Source organism: Nocardia sp. NPDC006982 (genome assembly GCF_042869435.1).
Taxonomy (GTDB): Bacteria; Actinomycetota; Actinomycetes; order Mycobacteriales; family Mycobacteriaceae; genus Nocardia.
The window spans coordinates 977458-991476 of record NZ_JBIAFV010000001.1 but is presented as its reverse complement, the minus strand read 5'-3'; the positions used below and the strand labels follow the sequence as shown (position 1 = coordinate 991476).

13 protein-coding genes are annotated in these 14019 nt (G+C 65.3%); 6 read left to right on the top strand and 7 right to left on the bottom strand.

Features of this window, described 5'->3' with window-relative positions; genetic code table 11:
- The first annotated feature begins 13 nt into the window (after positions 1-13).
- Positions 14-2251, top strand: coding sequence for an MMPL family transporter (locus ACFYOW_RS04315; RefSeq protein WP_387284396.1), 2238 nt, complete (start codon positions 14-16; stop codon positions 2249-2251).
- Between the two features lie 56 nt (positions 2252-2307).
- Here ACFYOW_RS04315 and ACFYOW_RS04310 read toward each other — a convergent pair whose 3' ends face one another.
- A complete protein-coding gene (locus tag ACFYOW_RS04310; RefSeq protein WP_063043279.1) occupies positions 2308-3072 on the bottom strand; it encodes an SDR family oxidoreductase in 765 nt (254 codons plus the stop codon).
- 162 nt (positions 3073-3234) lie between these two features.
- On the opposite strand from ACFYOW_RS04310, the gene ACFYOW_RS04305 reads away from it, so the two are divergent.
- From ACFYOW_RS04305 to ACFYOW_RS04295, 3 genes are all read left to right on the top strand, one after another.
- A complete protein-coding gene (locus ACFYOW_RS04305) occupies positions 3235-4317 on the top strand; it encodes a phage tail tip lysozyme (protein ID WP_387284394.1) in 1083 nt (360 codons plus the stop codon).
- A gap of 149 nt (positions 4318-4466) precedes the next feature.
- Positions 4467-6098: an ABC-F family ATP-binding cassette domain-containing protein gene (locus ACFYOW_RS04300; RefSeq protein ID WP_387284392.1), complete on the top strand. Its 1632-nt coding sequence runs from the start codon at positions 4467-4469 to the stop codon at positions 6096-6098.
- A 153-nt stretch (positions 6099-6251) separates the two neighbouring features.
- Positions 6252-6485 carry a helix-turn-helix domain-containing protein gene (locus ACFYOW_RS04295; RefSeq protein ID WP_063043281.1) on the top strand — a complete coding sequence of 78 codons (234 nt, stop codon included), beginning with the start codon at positions 6252-6254 and terminating at the stop codon, positions 6483-6485.
- 66 nt (positions 6486-6551) lie between these two features.
- Here the strand turns inward: ACFYOW_RS04295 and ACFYOW_RS04290 are convergent, their stop codons facing one another.
- The 4 genes from ACFYOW_RS04290 to ACFYOW_RS04275 all read right to left on the bottom strand — a co-directional run bounded on the left by ACFYOW_RS04290 (position 6552) and on the right by ACFYOW_RS04275 (position 9003).
- The gene (locus ACFYOW_RS04290) at positions 6552-7514 is read right to left on the bottom strand and encodes a hypothetical protein (RefSeq protein ID WP_387284390.1); all 963 of its coding nucleotides are present in this window, start codon (positions 7512-7514) and stop codon (positions 6552-6554) included.
- Positions 7515-7526: 12 nt separating this feature from the next.
- Positions 7527-7985: a hypothetical protein gene (locus ACFYOW_RS04285; protein ID WP_387284388.1), complete on the bottom strand. Its 459-nt coding sequence runs from the start codon at positions 7983-7985 to the stop codon at positions 7527-7529.
- 273 nt (positions 7986-8258) lie between these two features.
- Complete coding sequence (locus tag ACFYOW_RS04280; RefSeq protein ID WP_387284386.1) at positions 8259-8399, bottom strand: hypothetical protein; 141 nt, start codon at positions 8397-8399, stop codon at positions 8259-8261.
- Positions 8400-8574: 175 nt separating this feature from the next.
- Entirely contained in the window at positions 8575-9003 is a 429-nt protein-coding gene (locus ACFYOW_RS04275; RefSeq protein WP_387286003.1) for a cupin domain-containing protein, read from the bottom strand.
- A gap of 149 nt (positions 9004-9152) precedes the next feature.
- On the opposite strand from ACFYOW_RS04275, the gene ACFYOW_RS04270 reads away from it, so the two are divergent.
- Both ACFYOW_RS04270 and ACFYOW_RS04265 read left to right on the top strand, forming a co-directional pair.
- Complete coding sequence (locus ACFYOW_RS04270; RefSeq protein ID WP_387284384.1) at positions 9153-9662, top strand: MarR family winged helix-turn-helix transcriptional regulator; 510 nt, start codon at positions 9153-9155, stop codon at positions 9660-9662.
- Between the two features lie 50 nt (positions 9663-9712).
- Entirely contained in the window at positions 9713-10504 is a 792-nt protein-coding gene (locus ACFYOW_RS04265; RefSeq protein ID WP_387284382.1) for a hypothetical protein, read from the top strand.
- Positions 10505-10586: 82 nt separating this feature from the next.
- On the opposite strand, the gene ACFYOW_RS04260 is transcribed toward ACFYOW_RS04265, so the two are convergent.
- The gene (locus ACFYOW_RS04260; protein WP_387284380.1) at positions 10587-11405 is read right to left on the bottom strand and encodes an SDR family oxidoreductase; all 819 of its coding nucleotides are present in this window, start codon (positions 11403-11405) and stop codon (positions 10587-10589) included.
- 42 nt (positions 11406-11447) lie between these two features.
- Positions 11448-14012 (bottom strand): cytochrome P450, encoded by a 2565-nt coding sequence (locus tag ACFYOW_RS04255; protein WP_387284378.1) that lies wholly within the window; start codon positions 14010-14012, stop codon positions 11448-11450.
- Between the last annotated feature and the right edge of the window lie 7 nt (positions 14013-14019).

Here is a 14019-nt window from a genome sequence, read left to right as displayed (position 1 = left end):
TGAGGGTGTGGCGGTGTTCGAACTGACCAAGCTGACCATTTCGAGCGACCTGCAAGCAGTCGCTACGCAGCGCAGCAAATGGATTCTCGGCATATTTGTCGGTCTCGCGCTGCTGATGGGGATGCTCAGCTCGACGTTGTTCGACAAAGTGCAGGGCGGTGGCTACAGCGATCCCGGCGGCGAATCCAGCCGGGCCACCGAGATTTTGCGCGATACCTTTGGTCAGGCGCCGCCGAACTTCGTGCTGCTGGTGCACAGCGACACCTCGGTCGACGATCCCGAATCGGCAACGGCCGCGGTGAAATTGGCGCTGAAGCTGAAGGATGAGCCGGGTGTCGCGGGTGTCATGTCGTACTGGATGGACAAGTCGCCCGCGCTGCGCAGCGCCGACGGCAAATCAGGGCTGATCGTCGCGAGCATTCTCGGCGAGGAGGGTGCGGTCGACCAGAAGGTCGGCGGTCTGGCGGATCGCTACGGTGGCACGCACGGGCCGGTGCAGGTGCGCGTCGGCGGTTACGCGATGTTGTTGCACGAGACGGTGCAGCAGAGCGAGAAGGATGCCGTCCTCGGCGAATCCATCGCCTTCCCGATCACCCTGATCGCCCTGCTGTTCGTATTCGGCGGTTTGGTGGCGGCCAGCCTGCCGCTGGTCGTCGCGGCGGTGACCGTGATGATCACCATGGGCGCGCTGTGGATGATCACCCTGGTCACCGATCTCGCCGCGACCGCGACCAATGTCGCCACTCTGCTCGGCCTCGGTCTCGCGATCGATTACAGCCTGCTGATCATCAGCCGCTACCGCGATGAATTGGCCGCAGGTGCCGCGACCGGTCCGGCTGTCGCCGCGACCATGCGTTCGGCCGGACGTACGGTGGCCTTCTCGGCGGTCACCGTCGCGGTCGCGCTGTCGGGCCTGCTGTTCTTCCCGCTGCTCGCGGTGCGTTCCATGGGGTATGCCGGTCTGGCCGTCGCGGCGATCGCCGCGACGGTATCGCTGACGGTGCTGCCCGCGATTCTGCTGCTGCTCGGCAGCCGCATCGATCGCGGCCAACTGGGTTGGTTCTTCCGTCCGCAGCGTCCCGCGCCCGGTGAGGGTTTCTGGCATCGGCTCGCGGTATTCGTGATGCGCAAGCCGATGCCCATCGGCTTGGCGGTCGCGGCCTTCCTGCTGCTGCTCGGGACCCCGTTCCTAGGTGTGAAACTCGGCTTCCCGGACGAGCGGGCCTTGCCGGAGTCGATGAACAACCGGCAGATCACCGAGATCATCCAGCGCGACTTCGCCGCCACCGACACCAATGGACTCTTCGTCGTACTGCCCGACGGCAAATCCGGGCTGGACGCCTACGCCAGGAAACTCTCCGAGGTCGACAATGTCCGTCGCGTCGACACCGCCACCGGCAGCTACGCCCACGGCGGGCAGCTCGCCCCGGCCATGGCGCAGCACGCGCGCTTCGAAACCAAGGACGCCGCATATCTTTCGGTGACACCGGACACCAGCGATCCGGCGCTGCTGGATCAGGTGGCCAAGGAGTTGCGCGCCGTGCCTGCACCCGCACAGCGGTTGGTCGGCGGTATCGCGGCCGCAAGCGCCGATTCTCTCGATGCGGTGACCTCGGCGCTGCCCGTGGCACTGGCCTATGTCGTGATCATCATGCTGGTCGTGCTGTTCCTGCTGACCGGCAGTGTGGTGCTGCCGTTGGTCGCGATCGTGCTCAGCGCCCTGAGCCTCACCGCGACCTTCGGCGCGCTGGTCTGGATCTTCCAGGACGGGCATCTGTCCGGCCTGCTCGATTTCACCGTGACCGGCGACCTGCCGCCGACCGTGCCGGTCATGCTCTTCGGTGTCGCCTTCGGTCTGGCCATGGACTATCAGGTATTCCTGCTGTCGCGGATTCTCGAAGAGTACGAACGCACCGGCAAGAACGAATCCGCCGTTGCCCATGGCCTGGAGAAGATCGGTCGGATCGTCACCGCCGCCGCGGTCCTGATCTCCCTGGTGTTCCTGGGATTCCTGGCCTCGGATATCACCTTCATGAAGTCCTTCGGCATCGGTCTGCCGCTGGCGGTGCTGGTCGATGCGACCCTGGTCCGTGGCTTCCTGCTGCCCGCGGTGATGAAACTGCTCGGCGACTGGAACTGGTGGGCGCCCGGCCCGCTCGAAAAGCTGCACGAGCGTTTCGGATTCGATGAAGGACCGTCCGCACCGTCACTGCCCGATCCGGAAGATCTGCGCCAGCCCGCCAGGGTATAGAAACGCCGACGGCCGTGCGGTATTTGCCGCACGGCCATCAGTTCTGTTGGGACGGTTCAGATTCCGCCGGTAGACAGCAATCCGCCGTCGACGCGGATCGTCTCACCGGTGATCCACTTGGCCTCGTCCGAGACCAGGAATCCGATCAGCTGCGCCACATCCTCCGGCGCACCGAGTCGCTTCATCGGGTACACGCTCGCGGCCCGCTCCTCATCGGCCGAGTACAGCGCATCGGCGAACTTGGTCTTGATCACGCCCGGCGCCACCGCGTTCACCCGGATATTCGGGCCCAGCTGCCAGGCCAGTTCGTCGGTGAGCCGGATCAGCGCGGCCTTCGACGCGCCGTACGCCGCGATCACGCCGGTCGAGCGCAGCCCGGCGACGCTGGCCACATTCACCACTGCGCCGCCGTGATCGCGCATCCAAGCCTTGTAGGCCTCCTGCACGTAGCCGAGCGCCGCGACGACATTGACGTCGAAGATCTTGCGCACCGCCTCCAGATCCGCATCCATGAGTGAGCCGTAAACCGGATTGATGCCGGTGTTGTTGATCAGGATGTCCAGCGAGCCGAATTCCGAGACCACCCGACTCACCGCTGTGGCACGGCTGTCCGGATCACCCGAATTGCCCGCCAGTGCGCTGACCTCGCCCCGATGGCCGAGCGCCCGCAGCTCGGCGGCCGCCTCCTCGAGTGGTTCCGGCTTGCGGGCGGTGATCAGCACATTTGCACCGCGGCGCAGCAGTTCCGCCGCGACGGCCTTGCCGATGCCCCGGCTGGCCCCGGAAACGAGTGCGCTCTTGCCCAACAGATCGGTCGTCATGTGATGGCACGCTACCGCTGTTGAAATCCGCCGAATGGGCCCGGTCGGTTTTTGCGCGATTTCGAGCCGGAAAGACTGTTCCCACCGGCGGGGACCCGATGGTCAGGGGAGGGCGTCTAGCTGCGATTAAGCTGCCGGAGAGGTATCGACGGAAGGTGAGATATGGCTGACGACGTCGACACATCGCTGCCGCCGCGCCCGGATGCACCTATCCTCAACGCCTTCGCCAGCCACATAGAGACGGTACTGGCGAAGTTGGTGAAGGCGGTCGGCGACGGCTCGGCGAAGTCGATTACGGTCGAGGGTCTGAACGGCCTGGGGGAGTCGCAGCTGAAGGACGGCGATCTCGTCAAGAAATACTCTGCCAAACAGGCCGACGATACGAAATATAAAGACGATCTGAACTCGCTGGACAGCAACATCGCCCAGATCGCGGCGAAATCGGCCGATGTGTCCAACACCGTGACCAAGGAGGTCACGAAACTGGTGAGCGACATCAAGGAAATTATGGCCAGTGTGCCGAATCTGTCTGATGTGGCGCTGCCACGCAGCATCGAGTTGCAGATGTCCGCCATCAACCAGATCGATGAGAAAGTCGACAATGCGGCGAAGGCAGTTTCGACCGCGTACGACGCACTGGACGATCACGCCGGAAAGATCACCGACCCGGAATCGGACCAGAGCGGAAGTGCCCCGAATTCGATCGGTAGCGGCAACCAGTTCCCCGCCTATACCGGGAGCGGTGGAAACCGCCGCAGCAGCACCGGACCCGCAGGTCTCGGCAATTACGCCAATGCCGCACCGATCAGCGGAGGTAAGAAGGCGAAGGCCAGCGAGATCTATCAGTACCTGCTCAAGCAGGGCTTCACACCGGCGCAAGCGGCGGGCATCCTGGGCAATATGCAGGTCGAATCCGGTTTCGATACCGGTGCGTACAACCCCAACGAAGGCGCCATCGGTCTGTGCCAGTGGGAAGGCGGGCGACGACAAGCTCTCGAGGCTTTCGCCGCCAGTGACCACCAGCACCGGTCTGTCACCGACATGACTCTCCAAGTCGATTTCATGATTCACGAACTGAAGGGCAGTGAGTCGGGCGCGTACAGTCATCTCACATCGGCGACCTCGGCCGGTGCCGCCGCGGCGGCGTTCGATCAGTACTACGAACGCAGCTCCGGTGAGGCCCGCGGCCAGCGCGTCGCGAATGCCAACAGCATCGCATCGAGCATGGCAGGCGTCGCGGCCTAGCGCGGAGCCGCGGAGTTAGCGCGGTCACACCTGGATCGCGGGTGTCGGTAGCATCTCCGGGGCCGGGTAAAATCGGTGGTTCTTGTGCGGGTTCGCGTCGCACAATCGAACAGCAACCGACCAGCACCACGTACCCGTAGGAGAAGCCTGTGATCACCGCGACGGACCTGGAGGTCCGGGCCGGCGTCCGCACCCTGCTGTCGGCCCCCGGGCCCGCGCTGCGGGTGCAGGCCGGCGACCGGATCGGACTGGTCGGACGCAATGGCGCGGGCAAGACGACCACGCTGCGCATTCTGGCTGGCGAGGGTGAGCCCTACGCCGGAAAGATTTTGCGCTCCAGCGATATCGGCTATCTCCCGCAGGATCCGCGGGAGGGCAATCTGGACGTACTCGCCCGCGATCGCGTCCTCTCCGCCCGCGGCCTGGACACCCTGCTGCGCGATATGGAGAAGCAGCAGGCGCTGATGGCCGAGGTCGTCGATGACGCCGAACGCGAGAAGGCGGTGCGCAAATACGGCCGGCTGGAGGAACGCTTCTCGGCGCTCGGCGGCTATGTGGCCGAGAGCGAAGCGGCGCGCATCTGCAATAGCCTCGGCCTGCCCGATCGGGTACTCGGCCAGGCGCTGCGCACGCTCTCCGGTGGTCAGCGCCGCCGAATCGAGTTGGCGCGCATCCTGTTCGCGGCTTCCGACGGCAGCGGCGGGCGCTCGGACACCATCCTGCTGCTCGACGAGCCGACCAACCACCTCGACGCCGACTCCATCACCTGGCTGCGTGGCTTCCTGCAGAACCACGACGGCGGCCTGATCGTGATCAGCCACGATGTCGAACTGCTCGGCGATGTGGTGAACAAGGTGTGGTTCCTGGACGCGGTGCGCGGTGAGGCCGACGTCTACAACATGGGCTGGCAGAAATATCTGGACGCGCGTGCCACCGATGAACAGCGCCGCCGCCGCGAGCGCGCCAATGCCGAGAAGAAGGCCAGCGCACTGCGCGCCCAGGCGGCCAAACTCGGCGCCAAGGCCACGAAAGCCACTGCGGCACAGAACATGGCCAAACGCGCGGACCGCTTGATGGCCGAACTCGACGAGGTGCGGGTGGCCGACAAGGTCGCGCGGATCAAATTCCCCGAACCCGCCACCTGCGGCAAGACCCCGCTGATGGCCGAGAACCTGACCAAGGTCTACGGCTCGCTGGAAATTTTCACCGGTGTCGATCTGGCCATCGACCGCGGCAGCCGCGTCGTAGTGCTCGGTCTCAACGGCGCGGGCAAGACCACGCTGCTGCGCCTGCTCGCCGGGGTGGAGACGCCGACGGCGGGCGGTCTCGTGCCCGGTCACGGGCTCAAAATCGGGTACTTCGCCCAGGAACACGACACCCTTGACGACCAGGCCACGGTGTGGGAGAACATCCGCCATGCCGCGCCGGATGCGGGGGAGCAGGAGTTGCGCGGACTGCTCGGTGCGTTCATGTTCTCCGGACCGCAACTGGAGCAGCCCGCAGGCACCCTCTCCGGCGGTGAGAAGACCCGTCTCGCGCTGGCTGGGCTGGTCTCCTCGGCGGCCAATGTGCTGCTGCTGGACGAGCCGACCAACAACCTGGACCCGATCTCGCGCGAACAGGTCCTCGACGCGCTGCGCACCTATGCGGGCGCGGTCGTGCTGGTCACCCACGACCCGGGTGCGGCCGAGGCGCTGTCCCCGGAACGGGTGATCTTGCTGCCGGACGGCCAGGAAGATCACTGGTCGGCGGAATATTTGGAACTGATTCAGCTGGCCTGATCCGGGGTGATCCGGCCGGAGTTTCGTTGCGGGCGGTGGGTTTTCGGTTCCCCGGGATCGGATCTCCGGTGATTTTCATCACAAAGACCCGTTGATCACAGCTTCCCGAGTGTCTAGCCTGGAAAGACGCGGCTCGGCGACTCGGAGGAAGCCATGAGCGACAGGCCCACACAAGTCAAGGCCACACTGGGTAAGGGCACACGCGTCACGGGGAAATCACGAGACCGTTTGCAAACCCAGCTGAAGAAGCAGTACGAGGCGGGTGCCAGCATTCGATCGCTGGCCCGGTCCACCGGCCGCTCCTACGGCTTCATCCACAACGTGCTGGTGGAGTCGCACGTGCAGCTCCGCAGTCGTGGCGGTGCGAACCGCCGCAAGAGCCAGTAGCGTTCCTGGATCTGGATGCCGGTGTCGGCGAATGGATTTCGCCGACACCGAGCGAGATCGTGCGCGCTAATAGCCCGGCACCGCGCCGTCGCCGTTGACCAGCAGGTTGGCGAGGCTGCGGAACATCGGCAGGCCCGTCTTGATCTCCAGATACGCGAACTGGCCCTGTGGGTTGACCTCGAGGAAGTAGTACTCGCCGTCGAGGCCGAGGCGTAGATCCAGCACGCCGAAGCTCAGGCCGAGTGCGCCCATCAGCGTCGCCAGCGACTTGCTGACCGAGGCGGGCAGATGCTCCGGTACGAAGTCGACCGTGGTGTCCAGCCGGGAATCGACCCGGCCGACCCCGGACTGCGAGTCGATGCGCACCGCCCATTCGACGCCGTCCATCCACACCACACGCAGATCGCACTGTGCCTCGACGTAGTCCTGGAAGGTGGTCGGCGCGGAGCGGATGCCCGCGAGGCGGCCGAAGTCGGCCTTGGTAATCAATCGGGTTTCGGCGAATTCGGCGCGTCCGGTGCCGGTTCGCTTGTAAACCACCGAGCCCGAACGTGATTCGACGAAGCTGCGTGCCTCGTCCGGATCGTTGGTGATGAGCGTTTCCGGAATCACGAAACCGGCTCGCCGTGCGGTCTCCAACTGCACGATCTTGCGGCTCGCGGTGCGATCGGCGCCCGGATCGTTGACCCAGTACGCCGGAATCGACCACAGCAGACCCTGGATGAAGCCATCGCACTCGGCTTGGCGGTAGGCGTCATCCGAGGCGCGCACGCCGGCCGGAACCTGTGCGGGATGCGGTCTGCGCCACCAGACCGAGCGGACGTCGTCGAGTCCGATCACATGCGATAGCGAACGCGTGGTGCCGTGCCGATCGAGCCGGAAACTTCCGGATTCGCGCGGGAAGTCGCGCAGGTCGAGGTGAATCGGGCTGAGCCCGTGGTGTTCTCGCAAGGTTGCCGCCATCGCGGTCCCGTGCAGATCATCGGATTCGGAGACGATGAGGACCGAACCTGTCCGGCGCGCCGCCATGCGCAGTTCCGTTCAGTCGAGACTGTCGCAGTTTATGCCGTCGTCGCTTGTCGCGAGCGATTTGGTTTGGCAGTAGGTGAAGGTCGCTCCGCTGGTGCCGAGGCAATCGGCGAGTTGCAGGCTGTCGGCCCAGGATGCGGTGAGTTGTTGCAGCGCTTCATCTCCCAGTGCCGCGGACGGTTCCTCGGCCAGTGTCATGGGCCGGTCGACGAGGTCGATGCGCAGACGGCGGGTGAAATCGGCGGTGGCGCCGGGACGGATATCCATGAGCACCGGACGGCCTTCGCGCTCGGTGGTCGCGCTGTCGGTCCAATCGAGGACCCGGAGTACATCGTCGCGGCGGAAGGTCCAGGTTCCTTCGGTCACTCTGACCGTGAAATCTCGTTCCGACTCGGCCACCAGCAGTCCCTGCAACGCGGGGACGCGGTCACCCGCCGACCCGGTACCGGGGAGGTGGATTGCGTCGGTCATAGTGAGCTCTCCGATCTGCTCGCGATTTGCCAGGACCCCCGAGCGGGAACTGGATCATATCGCGCAAGGGGTCTCGCACGGTCCGGATCGCGAGATTTCACCGCCGCTGGCAAACCAGATTTCTGCTCGGGATGCGCTAGCGCCGAAAGATTTTCGGTGTGCGGCCGCAGAGGATCCGGCAATCATTGAGCTACTTCCGAACGGTTTCGTGCGATCGATATTGCCCGGGATTGGCGGCCGTGCATCCGTTGGCGCGGATCTGCCCGCCGCGGTTCAGAGTCCGAGCAGATCCGGTTGTTCGGCGATGGCGCGCAAGCGTTCGCCGGGATCGGTGTCCAGTTTGCGTGCGGTGAGATCCAAGATACCGAGTACCACCCCGACCTCTGCTGCGACTGTACCGTCGATCTTGCGCATCTCCTGGCGGATTCGGAAGATCTTGCCGCCGGCTCCTCCGCCTCCCCGGATCTTTTGCCGGTCGTGGGTGCCTCGACGGTCTCGTCGCAGGCCGGCGGTCGACCGTTCGGTTGCGTTTTGGACGTACCCGACAAGTTACCCATGTGCGTACGAAATCAGTTGTCGCTGTGTTGCTTCACGAATCGCGCCGGTTCGCGTTGCGCTCGGCCCACCATTCGGGCGACTCGACGAACCAGTTGTCGAATTCCTCCTGGGATGCCGCCAGTTCTTCGAAGGTGGCCTCGCCCTTGACCAGCCGGTCGAGCAGGCGGAAGTAGCCGAAGCGCTCCACTGCGGGCATCAGGGCGATCAGGATCCGCGCGGAGCTGTCCGGGGCGGCGCCGAAGGCGTGCGGCATGAGCTTGGGGACGACGATCGACCCGCCCGCTCCGACGGTGACGATCTTGTCCCCGGCCAGTACCTGCAGTTCGCCGTCGGCGACGTAGAACAGCTCGTCCGACTTGGTGTGGTAGTGCGGTGCCGCGCCGTCTGCGCCCTTGTCCATATTGACCTCCAGATGGCTGACCGCGCCGCCCGCTTCGTTCGAGTCGATGAGCAGGCGCATGGTGACCGAGGGGGTCACCAGGGTCTCGGCATCGTGCGGCTGGCGGATGGCGAACGTGCGATCGGTGGTGGCGTTCATGATGCTCTCCGATTGATTCGGTGGTTGATAATTCGCCACCGAACTATATAGCAGCGAATAGAATCTTGTCCATGGGTGAGATCGAACGGGATCCGGTGGATGCGATCGTCGAGCAGTGGCGGCGGGAGCGGCCGGACCTCGAGCTGGAGGCGATGGGCGTGATCGGGCGGCTTGGTCGGCTGCTCGTGGTCGCGCAGCGGGATATCGAGGCGGTCTTCATCGCGCACGGGCTGCAACGCGGCGAGTTCGATGTGCTTGCCGCACTGCGTCGTTCGGGTGAGCCGTTCGAACTGAACCCATCCGTGCTCGCCGACACGCTGATGCTGTCGCGCGCCGGAATGACCGGGCGGCTCGACCGTCTGGAGTCGGCGGGGTCGGTCCGGCGCATCGCGGATGCGGAGGATCGCCGCGCCATCCGGGTGGCGCTCACCGAGGCGGGCCGCACACTGATCGACAAGGTCGTTACCGCGCATACCGAGAACGAGACCAGGATGTTGTCGGTGCTTTCGGCGAAGGATCGACGCGACCTGGATCGGATCGCCCGGGTACTGCTCGGGAGCCTCGAGGGCGGCGCGAAATAGGGTAGTTCGCTACTCGGGTGCTGGGCCGGTCATGAGTTCACCATGGGATAATGATCGACATCATCACCCTCCGCGGCACGGGTGAACCGCGGAATACCAATGGGACGCCCGCCGGCATGCTGCACGATGTCACGAAACTACTCGATCCCGGCCGTTTCACCGCCTTCGAGCCGGATTGGCCTGCCTCGGTCGGGCCGAGCCCGGATCTGTGGGGCCCTTCGCTGGATACCTCGATCCGGCTCGGTGTTGCCGCGGGCGTGCGGGCGATTCAGGACTCGCCGAATGTCTGTGGGCTGCTGAGTTATTCGCTCGGAAGTATCTGCGCGAGCAAGATTCTGGAGGGAGTGCGGTCGGGTAAGTACAAGAACACCGACGGCTCGCCCCTGGAAATCGCCTTCGCCGTCAATATCGCGAACCCGCTGCGCAAACGCGGCCAGTCGGTCGGCAATCTGTGTCCGGCAACGACTTACGGCCTGCACGGGGAACGCGGCGCCTGGCCGGCCCTCGATGTCAAGGAGTATGCGAATCCGGGCGATATCATCACCGCGTCGCCGGGCGACTCGCCGCTGCGGGTCATCGATGTCGGCATCTCGCCGTTCTCGTTCGTCGAAGGCGCCCGCATCGGAAATGTGGCCCCGCTGATCTTCGCCGAATTGCTGCGTTTCCTGATGAACGATCCGATCGGCAATCTCGATCGCTATGCGACCGCGGTCAACGGTGTCATCGGCTATCTGACGCCGTGGCCGGACGGTCAGCACGTTCTCTACTCCGGACACAATATGCCCGGCACGAATGTCCTGTGGACGACCCATGCCGCCGACTATCTGAACGCCAACTACTGACCCGCCCGCGGCGGTTTCCGCCGGGGATGGGGCGACCATCATCCCCACTCTCCCCGGCGGCGTCGCCACCAGAGGTGGCGGCTCAGTCCCCTTGTGCGGCAGCGGAGATGGGCTGCCACTCACGCCAGAGCGCCAGGCGGGATTCGTAATCCGCGGTGGCGATGGTCAGCGGGACCTCGCCGAGGAAAATGCGCAGCGGCGGCTCGGGTGCATCGACGACCGCGAGGATGGCGGCGCTGGTGGCGGCCGGATCGCCCTGGCGCACCGCCGAGCGTTGGGCGGCTCGGGCGGCCCTGGCCGCATCGTAGGCCGGGAGCGGGGTGGCATGCCGCGAAGAGGGGCCCGCCCAGTCGGTGCCGAATCCGCCCGGTTCGATCAGGGTGACGTGGATGCCGAAGGGTGTGACCTCCTGAGCGAGCGCCTGTGAGAAACCTTCCAGCGCCCACTTCGACGCGTGGTACGCACCGAGGTTCTGGAAGGCGGAGATGCCGCCGATGCTCGATACCTGGATGATGTGGCCGCTGCCCTGGGCCCGCAGGATCGGCAGTGCCGCCTGGGTGACCCACAGTGCGCCGAAGACGTTGGTTTCCAATTGGGCGCGGAACTCGTCCTCGCTGAGTTCCTCGATCATGCCGAACTGACCGTAGCCGGCATTGTTGATCACGATATCGAGCCGCCCGAATCGCTCGGCGGCCTGCTGTACCGCGGCGAAATCGCCGTCCCGATCGGTGACGTCCAGGCGTAGTGGCAGGAAGCTATCCGGGTACTTCGCGACGAGATCGTCGAGTGTGCTGGTATCGCGAGCCGTGCCGGCCACTTGATCGCCGCGCTCCAATGCGGCGAGTGCCCATTCACGGCCGAATCCTCGTGAGACTCCGGTGATGAACCAAACTTTGCTCATGCGACCCACGCTAGTGACCTGGAGTGCACTCCAAGCAAGTATTTATCGAGGTCGCAGCGTAACCGGCAGCGCCGAGGGAGACAGGACGAAGTCTCGATTGGAGGCGCGCACCGTGTAGTTCGGGTCGGGTGTCGGGCGCCAGCGGGCCAGCAGCGCGGCGGCGGCGAGGCCGATCTCGATCATGGCGAAATGGTCGCCGAGGCAGCGGCGACGGCCGACGCCGAACGAGAGGTTGGCCTTCTTGTCGATATCGGCTGCGCGCTCGGGCGACCAGCGATCCGGGTCGAACGCTTCCGGATCGGCGTAGTAGCGCTTGTTGTGCTGAACCAGGTAGGGGGAGAACATGATTGCTGTGCCGTCCGGAACAGTGAGTCCGCCGATGGTGACGTCGCCGTCGGCGGTGCCCGCGCTGATCCACGGCCCCCAGAATCGAAGTGTCTCTGCCACAACCTGTTTCAGGTAGGGAAGTGCGCCGAGATGATCGGCGCGGACCGGACCCGTTCCGACGACGGAATCGAGTTCGGCATACAACCGCTCGGCGATGTGCGGGCGCCGCATGACCTCGTGCCAGAGCCAGCCGGTCAGCGATGCCATCGAACCGACGCCACCGGCAAGCATGAGGATCGCTTCGTCGATGATGTGCTCATCGGACAGCGTCGTGCCGGTCTCGCTGTCGGTGTGCCGGATGAGCGCCGAGACCACATCGTTGAAATCCTCGTCGCGGCGGCGGTATTCGGCGATAACAGCGCCGATGGCCGTGCGCAGGTGGCGAGCCTTGGTGCGCCAGCGCCAATTCGAGATGAGCCGCAGTCGACGCACCTGCGGGGGCAGCGCGGTGCGCAGAATGACCTGACTGAGCAGCCATGGGACGTTGTCCCGGATCTCGCGGCGTGCGTGATCGCTGAATTCGGCGGTGAACAGTGTCGAGGAGACCGTGTCGAGGATCAGGCCGTGCGCCTCGTCCATGAGATTCACACGTCCACCCGAAGGCAGTCCCGCCGACCAGGTTTCGGCGATATCGGCCGCCGACCGCGTATATTCGGCGAGCCGGCTCTGCCGCAGTGCGGGCGAGATCATGCGCCGCCGCAGCTTGTGTTCTTCACCGCGCAGAACATTGACGGATCCGCCCGCGACATCCTCGATGGCCTCACGCAGATCGTCCCGATTGAGTTCGGCATCGCCGAGCCCGACCTCACGCACGAGATCCGGTGTGGTGAGCAGATATCCGGTCTTCTGGCCGAACCGCAGGCGCACGATCGGGCCGAGATCGGCCAGCGAGGTGACGAAGCCCGGAGCGTCGCGCAGGGCCTGCAGACTGTGGCCGACCAGTGGTAATCGACCAGGCGCGGTAGGTACTTCCGAAAGTGATTGCGGCATGACCAGTTCCGGGCTGCGCGCGGACTCGGCCCGAGCCTGTCGATAGATTTCGAGCACGGTCCCGATGTGCTGTGACTGGCGCACCGAGTCGCCGCATTTGCCGAGAATCTGGCGCATTTCCGCGAGCGCGGCGCGATCGGCGTTCAGCTTGGCGATGGTGTCGGCGATCGCGACCGGCGACAGATCGGTGGTGCGAATGCCGCCCCCGGCAGGCACCGACTCGTCGAGATCGGGATCGCAGTAGATGATCGGCAGGCCGACCGCCACCGCCTCCAGCAGGGCCATGCCCTGTGTGTCGAAACCGTTGGAGGGGAACAGCAGTGCGTCGCATTCGGACATGGCGGTGAGGCATTCGGACTGAGTGGTCCTGCCGTGCAAGCGGATTCGGTCCGCGAGTCGATATTCGGTGATGGTGGCGGCCGCCTGGGCCAGCAGGTCGCCGTCGCCGAAGACGTCCAGTGTGCAGTCGTCGAGACACCGCACTGCCTCGATCGCGGCGAGCAGCCGCTTCTCGGCCGAGAGCCGCCCGCACCAGATCAGCCGCAATGGCGCGTCGATCGCGCGTTCGACAACCGGTGTGCCGCCGAGGTTTTCGATGAGCTCGTCATCGACGCCGTTGGATACCACTCGAAGCGGCCGGGTCAGACCGTGGGCGAGTAGTTGGTCGGCGAAGTGCTGGGTCGGCGCGATGACCCGATCCGCGGCCTGGGCCTGACCGACGATCGTCCACCAGGCATGTCGTGCCGCACGGCTTTCGGCGCGGTGCGGCATGTGCTGATCGTGCGGTACGAACCGGCTGTGCAGGGCGCGCAGGGCCAGCGCCGCCGGATAGGGTGCGGGCGAGGTGTTCTCGATGAACGCGTCATCGCGGCTCTGGGCCGTGTGGATCAGCGGAATCCGATGTCGCCGTGCGGCTTTCATGCCGGCGATGGCGACACCGTAGGTGGTGTGGGTGTGCACGAGGTCGATCGGGCCGTGTGCGGCGAAGGCGGCGTCGATGAGTTCGGCATTGTGCTTGGTCGGCAGCACAACTGGGAATCCGTTCACCGCGAGACCACTGGCGGCGCGCAGCGGCACCACATTCGGGAGCCGGTCGGCGCCCGGCTGCGGCGCGACGAACAGGGTGACGCGGTGACCTGCGCGTTCGAGCCCTCGGCACAGCGAAGCGACCGCGGTCTGGACCCCACCGAGGGTGGCCGGGTGGTAGTCCATGAACATCGCTATGTGCACAATGGCA

What these genes read in the sequence shown, in the direction of transcription:
- ACFYOW_RS04310 (WP_063043279.1), bottom strand. Translation starts at nt 3,072, where the DNA reads ATGACGACCGATCTGTTGGGCAAGAGCGCACTCGTTTCCGGGGCCAGC.
- ACFYOW_RS04305 (WP_387284394.1), top strand. Translation starts at nt 3,235, where the DNA reads ATGGCTGACGACGTCGACACATCGCTGCCGCCGCGCCCGGATGCACCT.
- ACFYOW_RS04295 (WP_063043281.1), top strand. Translation starts at nt 6,252, where the DNA reads ATGAGCGACAGGCCCACACAAGTCAAGGCCACACTGGGTAAGGGCACA.
- ACFYOW_RS04290 (WP_387284390.1), bottom strand. Translation starts at nt 7,514, where the DNA reads ATGGCGGCGCGCCGGACAGGTTCGGTCCTCATCGTCTCCGAATCCGAT.
- ACFYOW_RS04285 (WP_387284388.1), bottom strand. Translation starts at nt 7,985, where the DNA reads ATGACCGACGCAATCCACCTCCCCGGTACCGGGTCGGCGGGTGACCGC.
- ACFYOW_RS04280 (WP_387284386.1), bottom strand. Translation starts at nt 8,399, where the DNA reads ATGCGCAAGATCGACGGTACAGTCGCAGCAGAGGTCGGGGTGGTACTC.
- ACFYOW_RS04275 (WP_387286003.1), bottom strand. Translation starts at nt 9,003, where the DNA reads ATGCGCCTGCTCATCGACTCGAACGAAGCGGGCGGCGCGGTCAGCCAT.
- ACFYOW_RS04270 (WP_387284384.1), top strand. Translation starts at nt 9,153, where the DNA reads ATGGGTGAGATCGAACGGGATCCGGTGGATGCGATCGTCGAGCAGTGG.
- ACFYOW_RS04265 (WP_387284382.1), top strand. Translation starts at nt 9,713, where the DNA reads ATGATCGACATCATCACCCTCCGCGGCACGGGTGAACCGCGGAATACC.
- ACFYOW_RS04260 (WP_387284380.1), bottom strand. Translation starts at nt 11,405, where the DNA reads ATGAGCAAAGTTTGGTTCATCACCGGAGTCTCACGAGGATTCGGCCGT.